The sequence below is a fragment of the Tamilnaduibacter salinus genome (assembly GCF_003096655.1).
Taxonomy (GTDB): domain Bacteria; phylum Pseudomonadota; class Gammaproteobacteria; order Pseudomonadales; family Oleiphilaceae; genus Tamilnaduibacter; species Tamilnaduibacter salinus.
This window is the reverse complement of record NZ_QEKQ01000001.1, coordinates 378,716-403,562: the sequence shown is the minus strand read 5'-3', so window position 1 is coordinate 403,562 and position 24,847 is coordinate 378,716. Positions and strand designations below refer to the sequence as shown.

General features: G+C 59.9%; 23 protein-coding genes and 1 CRISPR repeat array. Of the genes, 3 read left to right on the top strand and 20 right to left on the bottom strand.

The features are described from left to right. Positions 1-11 precede the first annotated feature (11 nt). From C8D92_RS01875 to C8D92_RS01840, 8 genes are all read right to left on the bottom strand, one after another. Positions 12-1,160 (bottom strand): WD40/YVTN/BNR-like repeat-containing protein, encoded by a 1,149-nt coding sequence (locus C8D92_RS01875; RefSeq protein WP_116918273.1) that lies wholly within the window; start codon positions 1,158-1,160, stop codon positions 12-14. A 157-nt stretch (positions 1,161-1,317) separates the two neighbouring features. After that, positions 1,318-2,712, bottom strand: a complete 1,395-nt coding sequence (locus C8D92_RS01870; RefSeq protein ID WP_116918272.1) for a DUF1329 domain-containing protein — start codon at positions 2,710-2,712, stop codon at positions 1,318-1,320. 181 nt (positions 2,713-2,893) lie between these two features. After that, complete coding sequence (gene pepN / locus C8D92_RS01865) at positions 2,894-5,539, bottom strand: aminopeptidase N (protein WP_116918271.1); 2,646 nt, start codon at positions 5,537-5,539, stop codon at positions 2,894-2,896. 70 nt (positions 5,540-5,609) lie between these two features. Continuing rightward, entirely contained in the window at positions 5,610-6,506 is an 897-nt protein-coding gene (locus C8D92_RS01860) for a DUF2797 domain-containing protein (protein WP_207775095.1), read from the bottom strand. After that, positions 6,506-6,760 (bottom strand): YeaC family protein, encoded by a 255-nt coding sequence (locus C8D92_RS01855; protein WP_095610484.1) that lies wholly within the window; start codon positions 6,758-6,760, stop codon positions 6,506-6,508. The genes C8D92_RS01860 and C8D92_RS01855 overlap by 1 nt, the downstream gene beginning before the upstream one ends. Positions 6,761-7,133: 373 nt before the next feature. Continuing rightward, positions 7,134-7,994, bottom strand: coding sequence for a rhomboid family intramembrane serine protease (locus C8D92_RS01850; RefSeq protein ID WP_116918270.1), 861 nt, complete (start codon positions 7,992-7,994; stop codon positions 7,134-7,136). Positions 7,995-7,997: 3 nt separating this feature from the next. Then, on the bottom strand, positions 7,998-8,990 hold the full coding sequence (locus tag C8D92_RS01845) for a metallophosphoesterase (protein ID WP_095610486.1): 993 nt from the start codon (positions 8,988-8,990) through the stop codon (positions 7,998-8,000). Positions 8,991-8,992: 2 nt separating this feature from the next. Beyond that, complete coding sequence (locus C8D92_RS01840; RefSeq protein ID WP_095610487.1) at positions 8,993-9,877, bottom strand: NAD(+) kinase; 885 nt, start codon at positions 9,875-9,877, stop codon at positions 8,993-8,995. Positions 9,878-9,985: 108 nt separating this feature from the next. Here C8D92_RS01840 and C8D92_RS01835 point away from each other — a divergent pair, with 108 nt between their 5' ends. After that, positions 9,986-10,900 carry a DUF1853 family protein gene (locus C8D92_RS01835; RefSeq protein WP_116918269.1) on the top strand — a complete coding sequence of 305 codons (915 nt, stop codon included), beginning with the start codon at positions 9,986-9,988 and terminating at the stop codon, positions 10,898-10,900. A gap of 145 nt (positions 10,901-11,045) precedes the next feature. Here the strand turns inward: C8D92_RS01835 and C8D92_RS01830 are convergent, their stop codons facing one another. Continuing rightward, positions 11,046-12,293, bottom strand: a complete 1,248-nt coding sequence (locus C8D92_RS01830; RefSeq protein ID WP_116918268.1) for a DNA repair protein — start codon at positions 12,291-12,293, stop codon at positions 11,046-11,048. Positions 12,294-12,549: 256 nt separating this feature from the next. On the opposite strand from C8D92_RS01830, the gene tpx reads away from it, so the two are divergent. Beyond that, on the top strand, positions 12,550-13,050 hold the full coding sequence (gene tpx / locus C8D92_RS01825; RefSeq protein WP_116918267.1) for a thiol peroxidase: 501 nt from the start codon (positions 12,550-12,552) through the stop codon (positions 13,048-13,050). Between the two features lie 238 nt (positions 13,051-13,288). On the opposite strand, the gene C8D92_RS01815 is transcribed toward tpx, so the two are convergent. Together C8D92_RS01815 and C8D92_RS01810 are read right to left on the bottom strand one after the other, a co-directional pair. Further along, positions 13,289-13,570 (bottom strand): type II toxin-antitoxin system RelE family toxin, encoded by a 282-nt coding sequence (locus C8D92_RS01815; RefSeq protein ID WP_116918265.1) that lies wholly within the window; start codon positions 13,568-13,570, stop codon positions 13,289-13,291. Next, positions 13,560-13,808, bottom strand: coding sequence for a type II toxin-antitoxin system Phd/YefM family antitoxin (locus C8D92_RS01810; protein ID WP_116918264.1), 249 nt, complete (start codon positions 13,806-13,808; stop codon positions 13,560-13,562). The genes C8D92_RS01815 and C8D92_RS01810 overlap by 11 nt, the downstream gene beginning before the upstream one ends. Before the next feature lie 345 nt (positions 13,809-14,153). Between C8D92_RS01810 and C8D92_RS01805 the strand changes: the two genes are divergently transcribed. After that, positions 14,154-14,621, top strand: coding sequence for a DUF4124 domain-containing protein (locus tag C8D92_RS01805; RefSeq protein WP_116918263.1), 468 nt, complete (start codon positions 14,154-14,156; stop codon positions 14,619-14,621). A 137-nt stretch (positions 14,622-14,758) separates the two neighbouring features. Here the strand turns inward: C8D92_RS01805 and C8D92_RS01800 are convergent, their stop codons facing one another. From C8D92_RS01800 to casA, 9 genes are all read right to left on the bottom strand, one after another. Continuing rightward, positions 14,759-15,031 carry a type II toxin-antitoxin system HicB family antitoxin gene (locus C8D92_RS01800; protein ID WP_207775094.1) on the bottom strand — a complete coding sequence of 91 codons (273 nt, stop codon included), beginning with the start codon at positions 15,029-15,031 and terminating at the stop codon, positions 14,759-14,761. A 2-nt stretch (positions 15,032-15,033) separates the two neighbouring features. Then, positions 15,034-15,180: a type II toxin-antitoxin system HicA family toxin gene (locus tag C8D92_RS01795; protein WP_116918262.1), complete on the bottom strand. Its 147-nt coding sequence runs from the start codon at positions 15,178-15,180 to the stop codon at positions 15,034-15,036. Positions 15,181-15,487: 307 nt separating this feature from the next. Then, a CRISPR array of direct repeats spans positions 15,488-18,752; the repeat unit is 29 nt; unit sequence CGGTTCATCCCCGCGAACGCGGGGAACAG. 110 nt (positions 18,753-18,862) lie between these two features. Next, a complete protein-coding gene (gene cas2e / locus C8D92_RS01790) occupies positions 18,863-19,156 on the bottom strand; it encodes a type I-E CRISPR-associated endoribonuclease Cas2e (protein ID WP_116918261.1) in 294 nt (97 codons plus the stop codon). 1 nt (position 19,157) lies between these two features. Continuing rightward, positions 19,158-20,078, bottom strand: a complete 921-nt coding sequence (cas1e, locus tag C8D92_RS01785) for a type I-E CRISPR-associated endonuclease Cas1e (RefSeq protein ID WP_095612419.1) — start codon at positions 20,076-20,078, stop codon at positions 19,158-19,160. 3 nt (positions 20,079-20,081) lie between these two features. Next, the gene (cas6e, locus tag C8D92_RS01780; protein ID WP_116918260.1) at positions 20,082-20,777 is read right to left on the bottom strand and encodes a type I-E CRISPR-associated protein Cas6/Cse3/CasE; all 696 of its coding nucleotides are present in this window, start codon (positions 20,775-20,777) and stop codon (positions 20,082-20,084) included. Further along, on the bottom strand, positions 20,777-21,499 hold the full coding sequence (gene cas5e / locus C8D92_RS01775; protein ID WP_116918259.1) for a type I-E CRISPR-associated protein Cas5/CasD: 723 nt from the start codon (positions 21,497-21,499) through the stop codon (positions 20,777-20,779). Before cas5e ends, cas6e begins: the two co-directional genes overlap by 1 nt. Before the next feature lie 10 nt (positions 21,500-21,509). Continuing rightward, positions 21,510-22,547, bottom strand: coding sequence for a type I-E CRISPR-associated protein Cas7/Cse4/CasC (gene cas7e / locus C8D92_RS01770; RefSeq protein WP_095612445.1), 1,038 nt, complete (start codon positions 22,545-22,547; stop codon positions 21,510-21,512). A gap of 40 nt (positions 22,548-22,587) precedes the next feature. Then, a complete protein-coding gene (casB, locus tag C8D92_RS01765) occupies positions 22,588-23,148 on the bottom strand; it encodes a type I-E CRISPR-associated protein Cse2/CasB (protein WP_116918258.1) in 561 nt (186 codons plus the stop codon). Then, on the bottom strand, positions 23,145-24,785 hold the full coding sequence (casA, locus tag C8D92_RS01760) for a type I-E CRISPR-associated protein Cse1/CasA (protein WP_116918341.1): 1,641 nt from the start codon (positions 24,783-24,785) through the stop codon (positions 23,145-23,147). The genes casB and casA overlap by 4 nt, the downstream gene beginning before the upstream one ends. Between the last annotated feature and the right edge of the window lie 62 nt (positions 24,786-24,847).

Genomic DNA, 24,847 nt, shown 5'->3' with positions numbered 1-24,847 from the left:
GGGGGCGCGATTCAAAGATTCCGGCCTTTCAGGTCGGTGCGTTTCACACCACCTTCGCCGATCAGCAGCATTTCGGTGTCCGAGATGGGCTCGGCGTCCAGGACGCCTTCCCGGTCATCCCGGAAGATCGGACGGAAACTCTCGCCGTCATTGGTGCTGACCAGCACGGCCCCGCCATTGCCAACCAGCGTAATGCGGCCATCGCCGTTCACAACGCCGTTATTGAGGGTGCTGTCACTTGTATCGGTCACGGCCGTCCAGGAACGACCCATGTCCGTTGTCCGGAAGGTGTTGCCCCGCAACCCGAATGCAATCGCCTCATTGACGTTGCCGGTCGCAATCACATGGAACCAGGAACCGGTGTAGGGGCTCTGAACCGACTCCCAGCTTTCGCCCTCGTCCGTCGAGCGATACATCGTACCGGCCTCACCGACCATGAGCAGAGCGCCTCCGGTCAGTTCCGCCAGGCCGTTCAGGTGAAATCCGTCCGGGTTCGGCACGTTGGAGGACCAGTCCTGCCAGGTTTCCCCACCGTCGGTCGTGCGGAAAACAAATCCGTAGGCGCCAATGGCAAACCCGGTCGTGGCATTCTGGAATGCCACATCCAGAAATGGTTTCCAGGGTCCCAGTGCCTGATCCGCTTTGAGGTTTTCCAGGGTGATCTGCACCCCCTCCATGTCCCACTCCAGATCGGCCTTTTCTTCCTCCGGAGCCTCTTCAATCTGCTCCTTCATACGGGCGATCTTCTCTTCAAGGGAGGCCGCCAGCTTTTCGACCGCCTCCCAGCCATCGAGCTGCTTCTCCCAGGATTCACCGCCGTCCGGGGAATGCAGAATCACCCCACCGTGGCCAACCGCCCAGCCTTTGGTGGCGTTTGGAAAGTCCACTCCGGTCAGGGTGACCTGAACCGGCACCTCCGCCTGACGCCAGGTTTCCCCCTGGTCGTCCGAATAGATGATATGGCCCCGCTCTCCGACCGCGACGAGCCGATCTCCGGCGCGCTCCAGGTCGGTCAGAAGGTTCTCATCGGCAAGTTTCGTCTCCCGGGCGGGCGTTTCCAGCACATCGCCGATCTCCGCCAGGGTGACGGGGCTCCCGACAGTCAGCGCCGTCCCGAGCAGAACGCCAGCCGTCCTGCGAATCCATGGTGGTGTAGCCATTACTTCTGCCTTTCTTGTGCGATTCGTGTCTCCGATGCCAACCGGCCCATCCACGCCTTCCCATGACTGCCTGTCATGCCCGGAAAGGTGACAACGGGCCGGTCGCGCGCTTGTAAGCGCCCCACCGGGTCAGACGGAACCTGACCCGACGCTGCGCTTACCGAACACTCCGACGACGGAGTGATGACGGCGAAAAGTACCGCTCGCTGGGCGGATCGTCCGAGAACGTCCGCGTCCGCTGCTCTTCGTTGTCCAGTCCCAGCACGTAATAGCGACGCGCCTGAAGGTCGTGGTTGACCTCCAGCTGGTTCCAGACACCCGGCAGCTCGTAAAAATTCTTCGTCATGGCAGTGGTCACCCGCCAGAGCTCGCCACGACCGTCATACTGGTCCACCAGAACAGCGTTCCAGCTGTCTGCATCCACGTAGAAGCGGCGCTTCTCGTAGATGTGACGCTCGTCGTCTTTCAACGTCGCTTCCACAACGTGGACCCGGTGGAGCTCCCAGCGGGTCAGGTCCGGGTTGATGTGGGAGACTCCCAGCACCTCGTCGTAGCTGTATTCCGGGCTCCCCAGCTTGTAGTTGTTATAGGGAATATAGACCTCTTTGCGCTCGATATACTCCCAGTCGTACTTATCGAGAGCGCCGTTGAAGATGTCGGTATCGTCCGCCGTTCGCAGGTTGTCGGACGCCGCAATCGGCGAATCGTAGGCCAGGTTGGGCGCACGCCGGACACGACGCTGGCCGGCGTTATAGCCCCAGCCATAGCGCGGTTGTTTGATCTGGTTCAGGGTCTCGTGCACGAGGATGGCGCCGCCGGCCAGTCGGGGCGGCGACTCCGTAAAAGAGAGGTAGTAAAAGATCAGGTTATCAAGCGTCGACTCACCGCCACTCGGGTCATAGTAATTAAAATACGCCTCGCGTTTTGACCTCACCAGCGAGTAGCTCCCGTTCTGCTGAACCGGTGACTCGTTAACCCGCCACTGGACGTAGATGCCCCGCCACCGCGTCAGGTGGTTCCACATCACTTGCCAGGCCTTCTGCTCACTGTTGCCGGAAAGAATCGGGAACGGATACCCACCGTAGGCTCCGTCGATACCCGCGCCCTCACCCACAATCGTCGCGCTGGTGGCGTTGTCCTTGATGTTCGCTGCCACCCAGTCGGGTACGGCGTGTGTCCGCCGCGAGCGGTAGACCGGGATTTCGAATGAGGTTGGATAGGTCTCCAACAATGCCATCAACCCCGGAGTGAGATGCTCACGGTACTGCTCCGCGTTATCCGCATTAATAGTGAACAGCCGCTCATCATCCGGAAACGGATTGGGGTGATGATCGCCCGTACCCTCATAAGAAGACGGCGCGTCGGAGGGCGTCAGTCCGCCAGTCCACTGCGGAATCGTGCCGCTGTCATTACCGGCTGTCGGAGATCCGAATGGCGTCAGACTATTACCGAGCTGGTTGGCCTGGGATTGGGAAACGGCCGCCGTTGCGGGGCCGGACAGGAATGAGAGCGCGATGGCGCTGCTTAACAGCCACTGTCGTGTTCTGATCATTGTTGGACCCTGTGCGTCTATTGTTGAGCCGTTGCGGCTTCTTTTTTGTCACATCGATGCAGGTTGCCGTTTATACACGGCTTTCGCATCATCCAAAAGGACTATTTTGTTGCAAAGTGAAACCCCCTTCCCAGTGAACCAGAGCGGCGCAGCAATACGCCCCACCGCCCTGGCCATGCGGTCAGTCTTTCAGGGACTTGTGGACTACCTCGTATACGTCTTTGGACAGATCCGGCTTATCCCTCAGCGTTTCCAGCGCCGACTTCATACCCTCACTATAGACGTTTTTGAATTTACGCCAGCGCGTGAGAGGTGACACCAGTCGCGCGGCAATTTGCGGGTTGGTTTCATCCAGCGCCAGAATATGCTTCGCCAGAAAGCGGTACCCGGACCCATCCTTCGCGTGGAAATGGGACAGATTCTGGCCCGCAAAGGCACCCACCACGGACCGGATCTTGTTGGGGTTCTTCCAGTCGAACGCCTCGTGTTCGAGCAGTGCCTCGACGTGAGCCAGCGACCCGGCATTCGGACTGGATGCCTGGATGGCGAACCACTGCTCCACCACCTGCGGATCCTCCTTGAACTGACCATAGAAGCGGTCCAGCGCCTGCTGTCGGTCACCTTCAAAATCAGAATTGACCAGCGCCCGCAGCGCAGAGGCACGGTCGGTCATATTGGTGGCGCCCTCGAACTGCTTGACCGCCAGCATGCGGCCTTCCTCATCGTTGACGTGCAGCAGCCACGCCAGCGCGGTGTTCTTCAGAGCCCGGCGCGCAATGTCCTCAGGCTCAAGGCGGTACTCGCCGGATTCCTGATTGCGCCGGTAGCAGGCCACCAGATCGTCGCGAAGCTCCACGGCCAGTTCGGTGAGAACCCGGCGACGCGCCTCATGAATCGCCTGAACATCGGCCGTCTCCGACTGCTCGATCAGCGCGGCCACCGTGGGCAGTTGCAGCATGCGGGCCACCAGCGCCTGATCCAGGCTCCGGTCTGCCAGCAGGTGGCGATAGGCCGTAAGTAAGCGACGATCCGTGCGCACATCCTTTGGCTGGTGCATCAGCGACTCAATAACGTCCGAGGCCAGGCGTTGGGACGCATCCCAGCGATTAAAGCCATCCGGGTCATGACTCATCAGGAACATCAGCTGATCCCGCGTCCACGGGTAGTCCACCCGCACAGGCGCGGAGAAACCCTGCAGCAGGGACGGCACCGGCCGGGCCTGAAGGCCATGAAACGTGAACGTGTGGGAGTCGCCGGTCAGCTCCAGCACCCGCTGCGTGGGCGCGTCATTCTCATCCTCGTCGGCCGACAGCCGCAGTGGCAACGCCTTACCCTGCTCCCCGATCAGGCCAACGGCGAACGGAATGTGCTGGGGCTGCTTCTCCGGCTGACCCGGCGTCGCGGGCACGGACTGATGAATGGTCAGTCGGTAGGTGCCCTGTGCATCGTCGTACTCATCCTCGACCGTCAGGCGCGGCGTGCCGGCCTGCTCATACCAGAGCCGGAACTGGCTCAGGTCACGGCCGCTGGCGTCTTCCATGGCCCGCACAAAGTCGTCGGTCGTGACCGCCTGGCCATCATGCCGCTCGAAGTACAGATCGCTCCCTGCCCGGAACTGCTCCGGCCCCAGCAGAGTGTGGATCATCCGCACCACTTCGCAGCCTTTTTCATACACGGTCAGGGTGTAGAAGTTGGAGATCTCCATGTAGGAGTCCGGACGGACCGGGTGCGCCATGGGGCCGCCATCCTCGGCGAACTGGGCCGTGCGCAAAAGCGAGGCATCCTCGATGCGCTTGACCGTTGGTGACCCCATGTCCGAGGAAAACTGGGTGTCGCGGAAGACGGTAAAGCCCTCTTTCAGGCTCAGCTGAAACCAGTCACGACAGGTCACGCGGTTGCCGGACCAGTTGTGGAAATACTCGTGGGCGACGATGGATTCGATCCGCTGGAATGCCATGTCGGTCGCGGTATCGGGGCTCGCCAGAACGCAGGAGGAGTTGAAGATGTTCAGCCCCTTGTTCTCCATGGCGCCCATATTGAAGTCATCCACCGCGACGATCATGAAGATGTCCAGGTCGTATTCGCGCCCGTAGACCTCCTCGTCCCAGCGCATTGCCTTCTTCAATGACACCAGCGCGTGGTCGCACTTTTCCGCGTTACGCGGCTCGACGTACATCCGCAGGTCAATCTCACGACCGGAAACGGTCGTGAACTGGTCCCTCTTCTCGACCAGGTCCCCCGCCACCAGCGCAAACAGATAGCTCGGCTTGGGGAACGGGTCTTCCCAGACCGCGTAATGCCGGCCATCGTCCAGCTCCCCCCGCTCGACATCGTTGCCGTTGGACAGCAACACAGGGTAGCGGGACTGGTCGGCCTCGATGCGTGTGCGGAAACGCGCCATCACGTCCGGGCGGTCCGGGTAATAGGTGATGCAGCGAAAGCCCTCGGCCTCGCACTGGGTGCAGAACATGCCGGAGGATTTGTAGAGCCCCTCCAGGCGCGTGTTGTCCTGCGGGCGAATCCAGGTCACGACCGACAGCGAGAACTGGTCGGGCACTGAGTCGATCCGCAGACTGGCGGGGGTCGCCTCGTAGTCCCTGTCGGACAAAGCCTGACCGTCCAGGGCGACCGATTCCAGCTCCAGGCTGTCGCCATCCAGCTCCAGTGGCTGGCCCGCGGCCGATTCCGGATTGCGGCGCATCGACAATGTACTGTGCACCCGCGCGCCGTCTTCAAAGAGCTCGAAACGCAGGTCGGTGTGATCCACGAGGAACGGTGGAACCTCGTAGTCCTTGAGATAGATGGTTTGCGGTTGGCTCGTGCGCATGGGATGTCTCCAGACCGTCTGTCAGGGTCCGGTGGCCAGACCCCCTTCCAATTCAATCGAACCGGCCCATTCAATCAAACAGGTCCGCCGTAAGGGCAGGTTCATCATACACCCGTACCCGGACCTGATAGGCCGTAAATTTGCGTATATTCAACACACCGGAGTCCAGTATCATGTACTGCCCCTTGATGCCGTCCAGGCGCCCCCGAACGGACGGCGTCCTGTCCAGGTTCAGCGGACGTACGGTCTCCGGCCAGCTGGACACGGGATACGCCAGCGCGGTGCTGCCGTCGTGCGCCTCGCGGATCGCATCGTGCCCGTGCTCGCCCCGCAGCTGCTCCAGTTCGTCACGAACGGCCGCCAGCAACTGGCGACGCTCTTCGTAGAGATCCACCGGCGGCACATCGCCTTTGAGCATGGTGCGCCAGTTGGTGCGGTCAGCCACATGAGCTTTACAGACCACTTCAACAAGACCGGCCAGCCGGCGCGTCGCGACTTCGAGCATCGGCACCGCCTCCACCGCGCCCTGATCGATCCAGCGCGTCGGCACCTGTGAGCCACGGGTAATGCCCACTTTCACTCCGGAAGAATTCGCCAGATAGACCACATGGGGCACCATGCAATGCTGTTCGCCCCACTCGGGCTCCCGGCAGGTTCCGAGGTAATAGTGGCATTTCTCAGGGCTCTTGATGCAACTGTCGCAACGCGCCAGGCGGCGGAAGCAGGGATAACAGTAGCCCTGGTTAAAGCTCTTACGCGTCTTGCGGTCGCAATGGATGCACCGGATCTCGCCCGTGAAATCCACCGCAATTTCCCGGCCCAGCAGATCGTTCAGCGGCAGGCGCGTGTCCCCCACAAGCAGCTGGTACTGAACCGGCGAATCCGCACTCACCGGCATCTTATTCAACCGGCCCTCGACATCCACAACCGGGCTGATGGCGGCATCGCTCACTGGGGCCTCCGTCATCAATTCAGGATTCGGATCGGGTCCGCCCCATCCCCGGCCCCTTTTTCATCATGGCGGCGGCGATCCACGTACCCCACGCGCTGGTCCTCGGGCAGGTTGTGCACGCGCTCATAATAGAGGACCGCCTCCATGCAGGTTTTTCGCTGCTGTTCGGTCAGGGTTCGACCGTCCGGCCACTTACCCAGCTCCACAGCTCTTCGCAGATTCTGGTACACGGACGGGTCCAAACGCTCAATCAGATCCTGGTAGTTCATGCACTCCGCCGGTCGGGATCACAGGTCAATGGTCTCGGCAGGCCCGGAGCGGGCCGCTCTCGAATGCCCCGGAGTTTACCACAGCCACACAGGCAACCGGTTCATCGGGCCAATCACCGGCATCGCATTTGATCCAACGCACAGTTTTTCGGAATTTCTTTCTGAAAAGGGTTGACTCCGGCAAATGATAATTATTATTATTTTCACCGTGCCAAGTGAGAACGGTCGTTTCCATTTGGTCTCTCTCATCAGGAGCTTTACGGCTCATTTCGCCCCGCCTTTGCGGGGCCTTTTTTTGTCTGCTCGCCCAACTCATCCTGTCGTCACACGTGTCGATGGTGTGACCACGAGAGGGACCACCACTCCCTGACTTTTACGACCCCGTCTGACGCGGCGGCGGCAGCAGCGCCAGCAGGATGCCGGCCACAAAACCGCCCAGGTGGGCTTCGTTGGCCATGCGCCCGATGCCCAGCCAGACCGGCAGAGGCGTAAAGCCGATCAGCATCCAGACCAGCGCCACCACCACCAGCGCCGGCGGGAACTGGAACCGGGGCATGCGCTGTTGGCTCAGCCAGCAGTAGCCGAGAATGCCGTACACCACACCGGACAACCCCCCGAAGAGCGGCCCGCTTGCGAGATACTGCAGCGAGTTGGAGAGCAGTGAGATGCCGATGAACAGCGTGATCAGCCGCGCTTTGCCGTCGAACCACTCCACCTGGCTGCCGAGGAACCACAGCATCACGCTATTGAAGATGATGTGCGACCAGCTGAAATGCAGAAAGTCGGGTGTGATCAGCCGCCAGAACTGCCCGCTGGTCAGGGTCGCGCTCCATGCGCCAAGGCGCTGATCCAGCGTGTCCCAGCGAAACGATTCCGGGTCGACAAACATGAAAAAGGTCGACGACGGATGCCGGCCGAGCCCCGTCACCCAGGCCAGAATCGCGGCGACAATGATGGCGCCGAGAACCAGCGGGGCGTGCCGGGGCGCGGGTTGCCAGCGCCCGTTCACGAACACCGGCGAGTGCACGCTCTGGCGGATGACGCGCCGTGCGTCCGGACGCTGCATGTACTGGTCCAGCGCCACCAGCACCTCATCGGTCAGGGACGGGTCTTCCAGCCACAGGATCTGCGCCTCACCTTCGCTCGAAATGCGATGAGTCACGCCCTGCTGACGCAGCCACTCACTGAACGTCGACAGGTCCGCATCCCCCGGTAACTGTTTGACTCGATACACGCGTTATCTCCTGAGGCTGTCGTCGGACACCGACGCCATGGGCTGCTCCGGCCGTTCGACGTCCACCCAGACAAATTTATCGCGCCGCAGCGTCCGCTCATCGTCCATGCGATAGGCCACCAGTCGCCCATACTTCACGGCGCTGTAATCGATGCAGGCGACATTCGGTGCCAGTGGCCGGGGTTCGCCATCACGCCAGTAATGGCCGACAAAAACCGGCGGTTCCGTGCTGGGATACGTCAGAATCCTATCCCGCTCTTCGGCACTCAGCCGACGGTTGGCAATGTGCTCGGGCAACGGATCGGGCTGGAACACCACATCGTTGTAGGTCTGTGGATTCTCGGCCCAGAACTTGGTGCGAAAGAACTGACGCCGGAAGCCGTCGCGCCCTTCAATCGCCAGACCATCCGGCAGGCGCAGGTCCGTACCCCGCAGCAAGCGGTCCATTACCTGGCCCGCAAACGAATCCAGCGCCGCTGAGTCGTGCAGGAAATCCTCATCGATGGTGTTCCCGCCGCGGGTCCGCTTGAAGGTTTCAATCAGGTGCGAGTCCCAGCAGGCATGCACCACCCGGAAGTGCTCAATTTCCAGGAACAGCGGAATGTCGTAGAACCAGTCCAGAAACTCGTTCCACTCCTGCGGATGAGCGTCAAACTGCTCCAGCGTCTCGCGAATCAGGCGATTGTGGCGCTCGTTGTGCTCGCGCAGGAAGGTCTTGCCACTGCCGGGACGGGCACGCGTGCAGTAACCCAGCGCGTTGTACTCGTGGTTGCCCATGACGATCTGCGCGGCGCCATGCTGCACCATGTCGTACACCAGGTGCAGCGCCTCGCGAATACGCGGGCCCCGGTCGATGATGTCACCGATGAACACAGCCTGACGCCGGGGATGCTGATACACGCCATTGATCCGCTTGTACCCCATCTGTTCGAGCAGGGCCCTGAGCGTATTGGCGCAGCCGTGGATGTCGCCGATGACATCGTAACCTCGGGTCATAATCAACTCGCTGCTATGTTACTGGCCCATCCGAGCTTCTCGCGGCAGGTGGCGTAGAAGTTGTGGTCCTTGGGATGAATGAGCCGGATCTTGAACGGCTTCTTGGTAATCCGGATCACATCGCCCGGCCCGCAGGAAATGTCCATCTGGCCATCGCAACTGATCTGCGGGTAGGCCTCGTGGGTCCGGTCGATAATGAGCTTGATCTCGCTCTTGCCATCCACCACGATCGGCCGGCTGCTGAGCGTGTGCGGAAACATGGGCACCAGTACGATCGCATCCAGCTTCGGGTGCATGATCGGCCCACCGGCCGACAGCGAATACGCCGTGGACCCGGTCGGCGTGGAGACGATCAGCCCATCTGACCGCTGGGTGTAGACAAAGTGCCCATCGATGTAGAGATCGAACCCGATCATCCGTGTGGACTTACCCGGGTGCAGCACCACATCATTCAGCGCGGTGCCAAAGCCCAGCGGATGCTCGTCACGGGTGGCGTGGGCGTCCAGAAGGAAACGGCTTTCCTCAATGTACTCGCCCTGCAGCACGCGCCCGACCCGCTCTTCGAGTTCCGACGGGGCAATGTCGGTCAGAAAGCCCAGTCGCCCCCGATTGACGCCGAGAATCGGAATCTTGGCCTTGGCCAGATCCCGCGCGGCCCCAAGCAGGCTGCCATCGCCGCCGACCACGATCACCAGATCGCAGATCTCGCCGATCAGCTTCTTGCTCGCCACCTGCAGGCCGTGCCCGGGTAACATCGTGGCCGTGTCCTGTTCCAGGATCACCTGATAGTTTTCATCCAACAGGTAGGCCTTGAGCTGGCGCAGGGTTTCCACCACCTGGACGCTGCCCATGCGACCGATCACACCAATGTTTCTGAATTGCTCCATTGCTCATCCTGTGCCAGACCGGTATTGCTGGATACCGAATGGTGATTTGAGCGAGTATGGTACTGAAAACCGGCCTCGTTCGGAAAAGTCGAAGACGGAATGACAACGATGCCTGAATCACGCCAACTGCCTCTCACCGAACTGCGTACCGATGGCGTCCGCCATCTGGCCTGGCTTTGCCATGCGCCACAACTGATGACCTCTGGCCGGCAGTTCCAGCCATCTGAATGGTTACCCGCCGATACCATCGAACGGCTGCGCCACTGGGACCGGACCGCGAGTGCCTGCCCCGAACGCCTGCGGCAACCGGCCACCCCCCGCCTCGGGCACTATTTCGAGCGGCTCTACCAGACCCTGCTGGAAGACCTGCTCCAATGGCCTATCCTTGCGCAAAATCGCCAGGTACGCCAGCGGGGGCGCACCATCGGCGAGATGGATTTCATCGTCGAGAACCGCCAGACCGGCGAGATCGAGCACCACGAGATCGCGGTCAAGTTCTATCTTGGCTATCAGCATCAGGACGGGACGGTGTTCTGGTATGGCCCCAACGCGCAGGATCGGCTGGACCGGAAAACCCTGCACATGCTGGAGCAGCAAAGCCATCTGGCCACCCGGGATGAAGCACGGGACGTCCTGGAGGACCTGGGCCTGACAACACCACCGCAGGCGCGCATTTTCATGCCCGGCTACCTGTTCTATCCGGACTCCATGCCGCTGAACCCGCCCTCGAACATCCCGCCCAGTCACCTTCGGGGCGAATGGCTCCCGGCCCGCCGGGCCCTCAACACGAACGTGCGCTACTGGGTTCCGCTCAACAAGCCCCACTGGCTGGGTCCCTGGCTGCAGGAAGGCCCGCCGGACACCCAGGCAACCCGAAAGGCCCTGAACCACATTGCCGATGGCGGCCCACCCCGGCTATTCGCCGAACTCACGCCCCATCCGGACGGCACCACCTGGCTGGAAACCCACCGATTCTTCGTCGTGCCCGAACACTGGCCGGGGCCGAATGCGCGGCCGACGTAAAGACTGTTTTGCCACGGAAAGACACGGAAACGCCCTTCGGGCGGACCTGAAAAGGTCTTAAGGTTTTAAAGTCTGAAAGTTTTAAAGCGGATAGGCGTCTGAGATGTGGTCATTCAGACTTTAAAACGTTCAGACCTTAAAACCGTCACGCCTGATGCGCCTGACACCGGTCGTGCACGCCCGGCTTGAACTCGCCCGGCTGGCCGATGCGCATGAGGGGTTCGCCGCAGGGGCCGTCGTCGGTTTCGGCCTGGCAGGTGGGGTCGTCGTGGTGGGCAAGCCACAGGCGGTAGGCCTGTTCGGAGACGCCGCATTTCTCGGCGGCGTAGGCCTGGGGGTTGTCGAAGTAACGGTTCAGGTCATCGTAGGGCAGCGTGATGTGACCCACCCCCGGATGATAGGCAACCATGAACAGGGACTGATCCTGAATATGACGCATCAGAGCATCGTCGGCGGGTTCCTGCCGCGCCCAGGCGTCCCGTTCCTGCTCGAGCTGCACCACCTGGTCGTTGCGCATCTCCAGCTCACGCTGCTTGCGCTCAAGCTGCTCACGCAGCAGCACGGTTTCCGCGTCGCTCGCCTGAGACGATTCGGCGCTGTTGTGCGACGCCTCCGTCAATTGCTCCTGCAGGCCAAGGTACTGCTCATTGCGCTCGGCCAGTCGTTGCTTGAGCTGCTCGTTGCTCAAACGCAGACGCTCAAAGCGCTGCTCCAGCTCCTGCATCTCACTGCGCAGACTCTGGATTTCATGGGAATGTTCACGGCGTATTTCCGCCATGGCATCCCGGTGAACACTCTTGAGCGTTCGGATTCGCAACCGGTATTCGCGGATCATCTGCGCCAGGCGGGCCCGCTCCGCACTGTCCGACACCGGCGGCTTCGCCGCCTGCTCGCTTTGCGGGTTGAGAACAGGGATGTCGCTCCCGGAGGGGGGCTCCGGCTTGCGGGGCCGCAGACGCAACCGGTTTTCCGCGACCGCCTTTCGGATCGCCTGAAAATGGTTACTGCCCGGCGTCATGTCCGGGTCCCAGAGTTCCTCGACGAAGCGCTTCTCCGGACAATGACTGCGACAGACCAATCTCACCGGCCCGCCCCCGAGATCCGGCCCCTTGGCGCCCCCATCCGCCAGCCGGTCCAGCGGCACGTTCCACTGTCCGTCCGCCCGGCCTTCCTCGTCAAAATAGATCCGGAAGAACACCAGCCCTTCAATGCCCAACTGATCCGTCAGCTGGACATAAACGGCATACACCTCGGTTTCGGCAAGGTCAGACAGGCCAACATAGCCATCCAGAAAGGCATCGAACTCCGACGTCCGCATCTGCCGCGAGACCTGGCTGCCCTCCATAAAGTAAACAGCCGAAAGCCGGTCGTCACCCTGCTGCGAAAAACCCATCTTCCCTCCCGAAGCAACACACCCCTATCCCCCGAAACACGGCTAACGGCCACGGGGCGTTCCAGAAACCGGATTGTACAAGTGTAGACCGTGCTCGCGTGTGATCGTTTGCATCCGGTGAGGAATGTGATCGCGTTGACGATGGACCGCCGGACGCTCCCTGAAATGTCGAATGTCGCTTGACCGTCCAAACGACCCGGTTCAGCGTATGGATTGGAGACATTCATTCTGAACACAACCGGAAAGGAAGGCACTTATGGCAACGGTCACTCTTGGCGGCAACGCCGTCGACGTGAATGGCACCCTGCCCCAACCCGGCGAGAGCGCACCGGCGTTCACGCTGGTCAACCCGGACATGGAGGACAAATCACTCGGCGACTGGGCCGGCCAGCGCAAGATTCTCAACATTATTCCGAGCATCGACACCGGCGTCTGCGCCGCGTCGACACGTAAGTTCAATGAGGAAGCCAGCGGCCTGGACAACACCGTTGTGCTGGTCGTCTCCGCCGACCTGCCCTTCGCAGCCGCCCGGTTCTGCGGCGCCGAAGGCCTGAACGACGTCATCACCCTGTCCTGCTTCCGCAACGCGGCATTCCGCAGCGACTACGGCGTTGACCTGGCCTCCGGACCCTTCCGGGGACTGTGCGCCCGCGCCGTGGTCGTGCTGGACGAACACGACAAGGTGCTGCACAGCCAGTTGGTGCCGGAGATTGGTGAAGAGCCGGATTACGACAGCGCGCTGAAAGCGCTGGGCTGACAGGCAAACATGGGCTGGCCCGCAAATCCAGCCAGCCCCTCGCAGCTGTCTGTGATGGCAACGCCAATGTAGCCGATGTCTCCGACTTCGGAGTCGCCCGCAAGGGCGACCGCCCCACTGCGATGCCCTTTTGAGCGCTCATTGTCGCTACATAGAACCACTATGCGACTCAAATGACCGTCAAAATGGATTCGCAGTGGGACGCTCTCGCCTGGCACGATCTCCACCGCGCAGACTCCTAGCGCCGACGCAACGCCCGATAGACGTCTCCCCGGTTGCGCTTACCAATCACAATCACCGTCACGGTAACGACATCATCATCCACCTCGTAAACAAGGCGGTAGCCCGCATTTCTCAGCTTGATTTTGTACACATTTTCATAGCCGGACAGGCGATCACCGGGAACATGAGGGTGAACCAGACGCTGGGAAAGCTTCTTTCTGAATTGCTGCTGAACATTGCCGCAGAGCTTACGCCATTCCCTGAGCGCTCGTTTATCGAATAGCAGCCTATAAGTCATCCAGGCTCACTTCGACCGTTTCACCACCACGACGCTGCTCGACAATGGCCGCCAGATCCTCGTCCTCAAGCCGCTCGATCAACGCCTCATACACCTCTGGCGGCACGCAATAGAACGCCGGCTTGTTCCGGTTCAGAATCGCAATGGGCAATCCCTCTCCCTCGCTGACCGTCGCCATGGGATTCTTCTTTAGTTCAGAGATGCTGGCAGTAATGTCACTGTACACAACATGAGTCACTTTAAAGACCTCTGAAAAGACCGGTTAACAGGTCTCAGATTATGACGTCGCACACAAGGAATCAAGGACCGAGAGGGCATCACTGTCACCGATGTCGCCGACTTCGGAGTCGCCCGCAAAGGCGACCAGAAAAACGCTCGAAGGCTGACTCGGGAGTGAAGACGGATGGATGACGGGAATCGAACCCGCAACACGCAGATGCTCACGCACGTGCCGTTCTAACGGTTGAGGCTTACATCCATCCGAGTTTTTGCGTTTAGCGAAACGGGTTGGTGAATCAATGATCGCCTTTCACCCGATTCGTTCGTTTCCTAAAATGGAGTCATGCCTTGCTATGGAGAGCGCATGAAAGGAATTCGCCTGTTAGCCGTGGCAGCACTGCTACCTTTGACGTTCTCGGCTCAGGCTCAGATCTACAAGTGCGTTAAGAACGACAAGACGCAGTTCTCTGATGAGCCGTGCGGGGATAATGCCGAAAAGGTGGAAGCGGAGGCTGCATTGACCGGCGGGACGCTGTCCAACGAGAACACAGAAGGGATCGATTTCTACGAGAGAGAACGAAAAGCGTCACAGAGTCAGCAAGCCCCCTGCCCCCACATTCAATCCACTCGACTGAAGCGCCTCATCATCCAGAACAAAGTGGTCTCCGGCATGAAACCGGACGACGTGCGACGGGCCTGGCGGCATCCGGACAGCATCCATTCAGGTGGTGCATCAACCCAGTGGGCGTATCACTGGGCAGACGGATCGGACAACTACGTCTATTTTGAGAACGGCTGTGTGAGCGACCTCAGCTCATACGCTGATTACTGAATCCACCCAGGCACTTCCGTTGCGTCACTTAATTTATTCTGCGCTGACACCGCAAGGAACGCCGACCAGCTCATGTGGCGTGCTCACGCCTCATCGTCAATCTGACGAAGACGGCCCTCAGGCAGGCAGACATTAAGTCAGACGGATTTCGTCTTCAGGGTTGTGAGATTAATGTCCATCATCATCCAGACCCCGCCCTCGTAGTCAGGATTCTCCAGCAGGTCATCCAGCGGGGTCGGTGAGGGAATCATCATTTCCTCATCCTCGCAACAAAGCTCAACGGCTTCCTGGATCTTCCGAGGCAGATCAGACCAGGTATCCGCCGCAGAAAAGCACCCCGGAAAATCCGGTAGCTCGGCCCCATGGGCGTGCTTCTCGTCGCCTTTGTGAACGTAAACCGGGAACAACATCGTTACCTCCAACCCCATCCAGCCTGTCCGTAGATAGTGCACAGAGTGCCCGGCGGCATATCTTTTCGCGGGTGCGAAACCACGACATAACCCGGTTTCTCTGGATGCTTGAACTTCTCATGGCCACCCTTTCCGCCAACCTTTTCCAGCCTGAGGCGATGGCGACATCAATGTAGCCGATGTCTCCGACTTCGGAGTCGCCCGCAAGGGCGACCAGAAAACCCTCGGAGAGTTAGTCGGGAGTGAGGACAGATGGATGGCGGGGGTAAAACCCGCAACACGCCGACGCTTGTTGGCGCCCGCCGCTCTACCGGTCGAGGCTTACATCCATCCGGGTTTTTGAGTTTAGCGAAACGGGTTGGTGACGCAATAATTGGCTTTCTCGTGTTTCGTCGATCAGGTGCGCGAGGGTAGTGAGGAACTCAAGCCGGTCATCAACCAAGAAGAGCACTTTAATGGTCCATCCCCGCTAGCGCGGGGAACAGTGCTGGGATCGGGTTTTGGAGGGGCTCTGATCCGGTTCATCCCCGCGAACGCGGGGAACACAACTGGCACGTCATCGACTGGACGGAGAACAGCGGTTTATCCCCGCGAACGCGGGGAACAGGGGGCTATCTGCAACAGGCGATCACCAACATGCGGTTCATCCCCGCGAACGCGGGGAACAGGGATAGTTCGATCCCGGTTTACGCCAAACCGGCGGTTCATCCCCGCGAACGCGGGGAACAGTTGTGCATTTGGTAGGCGAGGTTGTGGAACTCCGGTTCATCCCCGCGACCGCGGGGAACAGGCAAAAGGTATCGCGAACGCCACTACCCTTGTCGGTTCATCCCCGCGACCGCGGGGAACAGGAAGATTGGCTCTGCGAACGAGGCATGCACACCGGTTCATCCCCGCGACCGCGGGGAACAGTTTCGCCTGCTCATCCCGGACCAGTTTCAGGGCGGTTCATCCCCGCGAACGCGGGGAACAGCAGACGTTCACGATCGACCGCGGCGACTCGTTCGGTTCATCCCCGCGAACGCGGGGAACAGATTGATGGGGCTCCACGGTGGCCGGATTAGGCCGGTTCATCCCCGCGAACGCGGGGAACAGTTCATCCCTGCGATCTGTTCAATGGTTGTTCCCGGTTCATCCCCGCGAACGCGGGGAACAGGCGTTTTCTGCGTTGGCCATGGTTTCGTCTCCGGTTCATCCCCGCGAACGCGGGGAACAGCAGGCGTGCAATCGCATTGTCGATGCTGGTTACGGTTCATCCCCGCGAACGCGGGGAACAGTCGGTAAAGAAGGTCGCCAGTAGCGCTGGCCGCGGTTCATCCCCGCGAACGCGGGGAACAGGTCTCTCGCTTTCCCCACCCGTGGCGGAGGAACGGTTCATCCCCGCGAACGCGGGGAACAGCCATGGCCCGGGCGTTCCCGCTTCTCAATCAGCGGTTCATCCCCGCGAACGCGGGGAACAGGCAAAGCCAGTTGCGTCGTATGCTCTGACAGCCGGTTCATCCCCGCGAACGCGGGGAACAGATTTCCGGATAGTTGCATCATCGTGCATCGGGCGGTTCATCCCCGCGAACGCGGGGAACAGGATAAATCAGTGGGTCAGCAGCTCTTGACAGAGCGGTTCATCCCCGCGAACGCGGGGAACAGCCGCATTATAACGGCGAGAAGGGGATGTATGACGGTTCATCCCCGCGAACGCGGGGAACAGCTGGTGCCTCTCTGTTTGGCGTGACGGACAGCCGGTTCATCCCCGCGAACGCGGGGAACAGGCCGACACAGCGAGGACACTCCTCATACCCATCGGTTCATCCCCGCGAACGCGGGGAACAGGCGTGGACGCCACGAACGGAGTCAGAGCGTGACTGGTTCATCCCCGCGAACGCGGGGAACAGACGACTACCACCAACCAGCAAAACGCCCAATCCGGTTCATCCCCGCGAACGCGGGGAACAGCCTGGAAGCGGGCGAGCAAGAGGGCAAGTAGTCGGTTCATCCCCGCGAACGCGGGGAACAGATGTCATGGAAACGCTCGAACCGTTGCAGAGCCGGTTCATCCCCGCGAACGCGGGGAACAGATATACCTGCATGCGTGGCGGCACCTGTCGCTCGGTTCATCCCCGCGAACGCGGGGAACAGGGACAAAAATTTTTCGCCGTCGCCTTTCAACCCGGTTCATCCCCGCGAACGCGGGGAACAGTCAAACTCAGTCACCATTCTGGGAAGCTCGCCTGGTTCATCCCCGCGAACGCGGGGAACAGGCGCGCCTCATATCCCACAGCGACTCGTCCGCCGGTTCATCCCCGCGAACGCGGGGAACAGTTTTTCAGGAAAAAACACTAGGCGTCGATCCGCGGTTCATCCCCGCGAACGCGGGGAACAGTTGTCAATGAGTCCATGTAATACGTCGGAAACCGGTTCATCCCCGCGAACGCGGGGAACAGGTGTTCTCGGAGCTGATTGAGCTGATCTACGCCGGTTCATCCCCGCGAACGCGGGGAACAGGAAAAGCGAGCACATGAAAGAAGCTCAGGCTGCGGTTCATCCCCGCGAACGCGGGGAACAGGATGGATCGAGATAACCGGGAGCGGTACCTGGCGGTTCATCCCCGCGAACGCGGGGAACAGCGTTCCCCGCGTATTAGCGTGATACTAGTGTCCGGTTCATCCCCGCGAACGCGGGGAACAGGGCAGGAGGTCAAACTCCTTGGCCGCCCGTTCCGGTTCATCCCCGCGAACGCGGGGAACAGTTTCCGTTCTGACCCCTTGCGTTCCCGTAAATCGGTTCATCCCCGCGAACGCGGGGAACAGAACCGGCCTGACAAAGCTGTTTCGGTTTGTAGCGGTTCATCCCCGCGAACGCGGGGAACAGGTTTGGTTGCCTGGGATCATGCCGCGCCCTCCGCGGTTCATCCCCGCGAACGCGGGGAACAGGACGCAGGGGAGAGGTCGTCCCTGACCTCGTCCGGTTCATCCCCGCGAACGCGGGGAACAGGCAGCCGTAGCTCATGCCCTGAACCTCGCTCGCGGTTCATCCCCGCGAACGCGGGGAACAGATGACAGATTGACGTTGACATAGGTGTGGCTCCGGTTCATCCCCGCGAACGCGGGGAACAGTTGATCCCGGCCACGCGCTTCTTCTGCTCCGCCGGTTCATCCCCGCGAACGCGGGGAACAGAGCGATTCGCGAACGGCAAACAGCTCTGGTGTCGGTTCATCCCCGCGAACGCGGGGAACAGCACTCGCCGTCATCGTTCGCGTGATCTGCCAGCGGTTCATCCCCGCGAACGCGGGGAACAGGGGGCAGGGCGGGTTACGCTTCCTCGCACAATTCGGTTCATCCCCGCGAACGCGGGGAACAGTAGTAGTGGGTGATTTGGGAATGGGTGCCACGCGGTTCATCCCCGCGAACGCGGGGAACAGGAGTCCAGCTCTTTGACGAGCTGACCGATGCTCGGTTCATCCCCGCGAACGCGGGGAACAGTGTCGGCCGGGATCGCCGATGGGTTGGAGCCCCGGTTCATCCCCGCGAACGCGGGGAACAGATGTCACGGGGATCGGGAACCCAACCGGCCACCGGTTCATCCCCGCGAACGCGGGGAACAGATGTCACGGGGATCGGGAACCCAACCGGCCACCGGTTCATCCCCGCGAACGCGGGGAACAGAGGTTGCTCAAATCGTAGCAAGTGAGCCAGAACGGTTCATCCCCGCGAACGCGGGGAACAGTCTAATCGTACACACCTGTTTTCCTTGAGAAAATAAAGTGCATCACGATCCACCAGCTTTCTGCCCTTTTCTCAGAAAACAACGCCTTTTTAAAGAGCTTTTATAATCAGCTAGTTATCTTTTGGAGGGAGAAACCGCACCAACCGCAATCCGTCGTGATCCGTTGGCTCTCGACGATTTTCCCCATAGGTTTGAAACTCAAAACCGGATTCCTTGTTGCACGACCAGGCCATGGCGACATTCCCCTCTTCGGCCAGCGAATTGACCTGATCCCAGATCATTTCACGAATTCGCTTGCTGACGTCGCCAACATACACGCCTGCTCGAATCTCAAGCAGCCATATTGCCAGGCGCCCACGAAGCCTTGGAGGGACATTCTCCGTAACCACAACAAGCATTGCCATGCTATTGACTCCGGTGGCCTTGATCGCCCATTGAGTCAGGTTCCGGTATGGCGGGAGGTTGAGAATCGGTTGGAGGTGGCGGCGGTTCCACGCCGCCTGCGGCCAGGACATCCTCAATGAGTGGGATGAGTTGATCCAACACACGACTTTTCCGGAACGCGTCCCGACATTCAATACGAACCTGCCTGTCAGGACGAGTTGGCCCGGTAGCCGCCACTTTGAAGGCCGCTGGAACAACCGTCTCAAATTTAACCAGATCAGCAATGTCGTAGACAAAACTTTTGGGTTTCCCGGAATGCAGAAACCCGATGGCTGGGGCGTATCCGGCAGCAAGAATCGCGGCTTCGGTCACTCCGTAAAGACAGGCGGTCGCTGCCGAAAGGCACTTGTTCACTGGGTCCGACTTGTCCCAGTTATTGGGATCATAGCGTCTTCCCTGCCACTTGATCCCGTACTGTTTCGCCAGCTGCTGGTACAGTTTGCGCACTCTTGCGCCCTCAATGCCGCGCAGCTGATCGACTGAGCGACGTTGCGGCGCTTCCTCACCAAAGCGGATCTCAAACATCCGCCGCACAACCTTTAACCGAAGTGAGTCATCCAGCGCGAGCTGTGCCTGATACAGCAATTTGTCGGACCGGGCACCGCCAGGCTGTCCGGCGGAATAAAGACGGACGGCGGCCTCCCCGACCCAAATCAGCAAAGTGCCAACCGTCGAAGCCAGCTTAACGGCAGCGTGAGAGACACGGGTTCCAGGTTCCAAAAGCAGACAGGCAGTCGACCCGACCGGAATGTGCATTCGTTCGCCGTTGACTTCATCAATAACCACGAATGCCCCATCCTTTACGTCAATCTGACCGCGCCCCACGAAGACCATGGAGACGCGGTCCTTGATGGGAATGGGCTTTAGCGGAACGAAGGCCATACGCTATCCACGCCGCACCATAAGCATGCCGCACCCAAAGGCGCGGCTACGACCCACGCCATTAAACAAGGCGGCACGCAAACGCTCCGGGTCAGCCACGGTGATCACACCTTCATAATCCACGGAGGAAAACCGGATCTGCCGCTGTTTGCGTTGCCACTGGTGCTGTCGGTAACCACTCAACTGAGGCGTGGTATCCAACGTAAACCCCCAGGCTTCACTACGGTTGACCAGCCATTGTTCGGCGTTGGCTTCCATGGCCTCACGTACTTCCCAGGGCGCATCCCGACCTTGCTGCCGACACTGCCATTTGGCATCCATCAACACATCATGGCGACGAGAGCGTTTTTCGCCGTCGGTTTTGCGGGCCATTGTGGGGTTGGCGCGCAGTTTGAACAACAGCCGATCACCCGGCGACAACTTCGGGTCGAAGGGTTTGCTTTGGCATTCCAACACCCCGGGCACTGGCTCGGGCTCGCGTGATGACAACACATAGAAAAGCGGCAGTCCTCGTGGCGATTCCTGGGAATCCAGCTGATCTTTTTCCATTTCCTGACGAAACAGAAATGGTCGCTCCTCCTCTTGCGTAAACAGCCGCCATAGCAACTGATGGTTGGCGTAGGCATCGCCCGACAGCAATTTCACCAGGGCGTTACGGTCGAGCCCCTGAGTCGCCACTCTGACGCGGGATAAATACATCAGCCCTCCTCCCTGATACGTGCATGGTGTTCCTGACGGCTGCCGAATTGCCAGCGCTCCCGGCTGATCACGTCGTCCGAGGGTTGGCGGGTATCCTGCACGGCGATATCACCGGCATGATCTTCCCAGTAGAAGTCGACGCTGTCCGGCAAATGCAGCCAGCGGCCATGCTGGTCGCAAATGCGGGGCGGCGCCGATGCGAAGGCTTCACGCAATCCATTCGCCTGGACTTTTTTCGGGGCCAATGGGGCCGCCAGCGGACATGCCTTGCGGCCCAGGTAAGGCGTAAATACCGGGGTTTTCAGCGCAGTTTGCAGTTCATCCAGATTCCAGTCGCTGTGCTCATTAAGCAGTACCGCCACCTGCCACAAACCATCCTGACGATATTCACGGCTGGAAAGCACGGTATTGAGCTTATCCTTGGGCACGGCCAGTTCATCCTTGCGGGTGAAGTAGCGGGCCTTCTTGTCCCGGCCAGGCACCTGCACGGTGTGGTAATCGCGCATCAGCCGGCCGGCGCTGAATTGCTTCACCGCAAAACGCACGGACGATGCCAGCGCCTGCTGGCCGGGGCCATCATCCCGGCGAATACCCAGCGCCGCCGCCAGCAAACCCAACAAGGCGGCGCGGCCCGGGTGATCCGAGCTTGGGCGGGTTTCCCCCACCGCCGGTGCTCCCCAACTGGCCAGAGGGCCGTAGAGTTGGAAAATCAACGCTTCCATGGGGCGCCTCCTAGTCTTGTTTGAGAAAGTCCATCAGCTCCTTAAAGCTGCCTTCCCCACTGTGAGCGTTAAGGCTATAGCGCCGATCCGCGCATTCGCCATACACCTGATCGAAGCGCTGCGCTTGTTCTTCCAGACACGCAATGGCATCCGATGCCTGATCCTGGCCCTGCACCGGCTTAAGGAACGCTACCGACAGGGAGCGCGGCTGTTGGGAGCCCTTTTCCGCCATGACGTAAGAGGCATAGGCCCGTGAACCAAAGCTGTTCTGCTTACCGGTGGGGGACACCTTGAGAGCCGCTTCCGCCAGGGCGGCGATGGCCTTGTCCGCCAGCGCCTCGTCGCCATGGAGATTATCGATCAACTGGTCGCGGTTGATGCAGACATAGCTGTAAAACAGGCCGGCGGCAAAGCCGGTTTCACCGATGTGGGCAGCACCCCGGTCTTCATCGCCACTGTTGAGATCATCCACGGCGGTAAAGTAGTCGTCCTCGATGACCACGGGATGCACGGTAATAGCATGGGCCACCTGACAGGCCGCCTCCACGTTAAAAGCGGGATCGTCCGCCAGCATCCGACCAAACAAGCCGATATCCGCCGCTGACGGTTTTTTGCGAAGCAGGTCCAGTTCTTCCTTTTCTGGCGCCCGCTTGTCCTCGATCAGTGTCTTGGTCAGCGCATCCACAGCCTGGCGTTCTTCCGGGCTGATATGGGCCAGTTGCGACAGCTCCACACTGTCTTTTTCCAGCTTGCCAAACACATCAGCAATTCTTCCGGCCCAGTCTTTCGCCTTACCTTCTGCGATACCGCCTTCTTGCAAGCGCGTCATGACCTCCAGGCCAAGTCGCTTGGTACGGGTTCCCAGATTGCCTGCCAACGATTCCTGAAACAGATCAGAGGTTCGCCAATGGCGTTTGAGCGATTGCGAGGACACCCGCAGCCGTTCGGCACCGCCCATGAAGGCGGTCTTGGGTTTGCCCAGATCGTCCCGGTTCAGATTGGCCGGCGGGTAGGAAGTCAGAAGGTGGAGTTGGATAAAAGTGCTCATGATATCAGTCCTTTGTGATGCTCTATTTGTGTATCAAGGTTTACTTGTCGTAGGCGTTGACCGCCGTGAAATAGTCAGTGGCCCAACGCACCGCCAAGCGATCCATGGGCCGGGCAGCCTGATCGCCCTGCTGCTCCTGAAACCAATGCAGGATGTTATCCGCCAGGGACAACACCGGTGCGGTCTTGTTAATCAACGACAAAGCACGGCGTAGCCGCATCAGAAAATCATCACCGCTACGGCTTTTTTGCAGTTGCGCGAAACGCATTTCGCTCATGTAGGGCTTACCGGTCTTTTCTTTTTGCTCTCCCAGCCGCCGCGCGAACGTGGTGTCTTTCGCTGTTGGTTGCTCACGCACTTCCGCCAGAGCGGCGGCCACACAAGCCCAGGAGAGCATGTCCCGGTCCCGACGCTGACCGGTTTGTTCCAGCGCCTGCCAAAGATTTCTAAAACCTTCGGTCAACAACACCGCATCCAGCGTGTCGCTACGCCTGAGTTCGGCGCGAGTTCCACGCTGTTTGTCCAGTTGCTGCCACCATTCCAGCACCGCCTCTCGGACGCTGGGTTCCTTGATGCGAAAATAAAAAGGTTCATCGCTCATGCGGTTTCTCCTTGTTTTTCCCTGGCCTCTTGCGGCTGCCCGTTGTCGTCCAGACGCCCAATCTTGCGGAAGGCTTTTGCCTCCTTGCCGGTATGGAGTTTTTTGCGGAAGACGTTACGGGCCTTCGTAATGCGCTTCATATCCAACTGTTCCGCCGGGCCACTGAGGGCATATTCATCGAACAGGTCAGTGGCCTGGCGGGTAACGGTGCGGTACCAGCTAGCCGCCACCTCGGCAGGAAATCGTTGTGGGGGAGCTTCGCCAGTCAATAATTCACCCAATTCCATCAGGCGTTGGTAGAAGGCCTGCTCGGTAGATTCCCACAGGGATGCACTGATATAGCTGACATCTCCCTTGGCGTCCTTGGGTCGGCTGAACCAGGCTTCCTTGACTTGGGTTTGTAAAAGACGAGAGCTGCTTTCCGTAAGGTCGATCATCTGCCGCAGCCACAGTTGGGCCAAAGCTCGCGCGTCATCCTCTAAGGCCAATAGCGGCATATGCGCGCCATACCAGCATCGGGCTTTCATGTTGTCCATGTCATAACCAAACACCCACAAGCCGGCTACCGCCGGCAACGCCACGTCCAGATCGTCGGCTTTATCGCACTTGGCCACGTAATCAAGCACCACCGGTGCCGGCAAAAAGCCCTTTTCCTCTTCGTCCTTCATGGTCAAGGCTTCCCAGTGTCGGTAGCCCAAACCATCTGTTTGTGCCTTGCGCGAATACGGTAATTGTTCCGGTTTTTTGGGGTCGAAGCGGTAAGGCGTTAGCGGATGCGTCCAGGGACCGTCGTAATTGAAGCCATAGTTCCGTGTCCGCAGCGAAGAAACCGTGTACTCGCCCCGCCGCCCACATAGATCACACTCGCAGGAAGAGGCATCAATATTGAGACGCATACGCCGGGGCATGGCCCAGTATGAGTGAAGAGGGTGAACGTCATCCGGGTAAGTCCCTTGGCCCTTATCGCTGACCTTCGTTTTCCCCAGCCATGGAAAGACCTTGGCATCGGAAGCGCCGGGCGACTCATAGGTCCAGCTGTCCGAATCCCGCACATTGAGCCAAAGTCGATGCCAAAGAGAGCTCCCTGAAGCGGTGGGCATCACCAACGTGGTCAGGGGGCCACCGCCGCGCAGGCCAGTTCTGTGCCCCTTGCCACCGGACGGAGCATTGATCTGCAATGTGAACAACGCGATCGCGGCGCAATCCAGACATAGCTGTTCTACTCTGCCCGCTTTAACGAAGTGATCGGTATTGTTCTTGATAGTGGAAGCGCCAGGGGAGTCAATCAGTAAGGCCGCGATATCGGTGGCCTTTTCTTCCGCCATCGCATCATGGTCCTGCATAAATGCGGAGCCATCGCTATCAAACTCAAAGGCCGGTCCCCATTTCTCCAGATATTCCTGGCAGACCTCCTCAGAGGGCGGTGCTTGATACCACTCCACCCACTCTTCCATGTCTTCCGGTGCCATAGTGGTTTGCAGCAAACCAATCAGGAATTGATACGCTGCACCCTGGAAATCCGACCGAGGCAGAGCGAGATCAATAACGTCCGGGTCCACCATGGCGGTGACAGGTCGATATTCCTGTCTGCCATCGCGGCGTTTGAATGGCAGCCAGGGGTCGGTTAACAGATTCATAAGTAGCTCCTTCAAGAGAGAGGCGCCCATCCCTGGGCACCGGTGTTATTTTCGGGACTTCC

Coding starts and splice junctions, on each gene's coding strand:
- C8D92_RS01815 (WP_116918265.1), bottom strand. CDS start 13,570: ATGACTTATAGGCTGCTATTCGATAAACGAGCGCTCAGGGAATGGCGT.
- C8D92_RS01855 (WP_095610484.1), bottom strand. CDS start 6,760: ATGAACTACCAGGATCTGATTGAGCGTTTGGACCCGTCCGTGTACCAG.
- cas1e (WP_095612419.1), bottom strand. CDS start 20,078: ATGGCCTTCGTTCCGCTAAAGCCCATTCCCATCAAGGACCGCGTCTCC.
- cas7e (WP_095612445.1), bottom strand. CDS start 22,547: ATGAGCACTTTTATCCAACTCCACCTTCTGACTTCCTACCCGCCGGCC.
- cas6e (WP_116918260.1), bottom strand. CDS start 20,777: ATGTATTTATCCCGCGTCAGAGTGGCGACTCAGGGGCTCGACCGTAAC.
- tpx (WP_116918267.1), top strand. CDS start 12,550: ATGGCAACGGTCACTCTTGGCGGCAACGCCGTCGACGTGAATGGCACC.
- C8D92_RS01860 (WP_207775095.1), bottom strand. CDS start 6,506: ATGACGGAGGCCCCAGTGAGCGATGCCGCCATCAGCCCGGTTGTGGAT.
- C8D92_RS01870 (WP_116918272.1), bottom strand. CDS start 2,712: ATGATCAGAACACGACAGTGGCTGTTAAGCAGCGCCATCGCGCTCTCA.
- casB (WP_116918258.1), bottom strand. CDS start 23,148: ATGAGCGATGAACCTTTTTATTTTCGCATCAAGGAACCCAGCGTCCGA.
- C8D92_RS01840 (WP_095610487.1), bottom strand. CDS start 9,877: ATGGAGCAATTCAGAAACATTGGTGTGATCGGTCGCATGGGCAGCGTC.
- C8D92_RS01845 (WP_095610486.1), bottom strand. CDS start 8,990: ATGACCCGAGGTTACGATGTCATCGGCGACATCCACGGCTGCGCCAAT.
- cas2e (WP_116918261.1), bottom strand. CDS start 19,156: ATGGCAATGCTTGTTGTGGTTACGGAGAATGTCCCTCCAAGGCTTCGT.
- pepN (WP_116918271.1), bottom strand. CDS start 5,539: ATGCGCACGAGCCAACCGCAAACCATCTATCTCAAGGACTACGAGGTT.
- C8D92_RS01835 (WP_116918269.1), top strand. CDS start 9,986: ATGCCTGAATCACGCCAACTGCCTCTCACCGAACTGCGTACCGATGGC.
- C8D92_RS01800 (WP_207775094.1), bottom strand. CDS start 15,031: ATGTTGTTCCCGGTTTACGTTCACAAAGGCGACGAGAAGCACGCCCAT.
- cas5e (WP_116918259.1), bottom strand. CDS start 21,499: ATGGAAGCGTTGATTTTCCAACTCTACGGCCCTCTGGCCAGTTGGGGA.
- casA (WP_116918341.1), bottom strand. CDS start 24,785: ATGAATCTGTTAACCGACCCCTGGCTGCCATTCAAACGCCGCGATGGC.
- C8D92_RS01830 (WP_116918268.1), bottom strand. CDS start 12,293: ATGGGTTTTTCGCAGCAGGGTGACGACCGGCTTTCGGCTGTTTACTTT.
- C8D92_RS01875 (WP_116918273.1), bottom strand. CDS start 1,160: ATGGCTACACCACCATGGATTCGCAGGACGGCTGGCGTTCTGCTCGGG.
- C8D92_RS01805 (WP_116918263.1), top strand. CDS start 14,154: ATGAAAGGAATTCGCCTGTTAGCCGTGGCAGCACTGCTACCTTTGACG.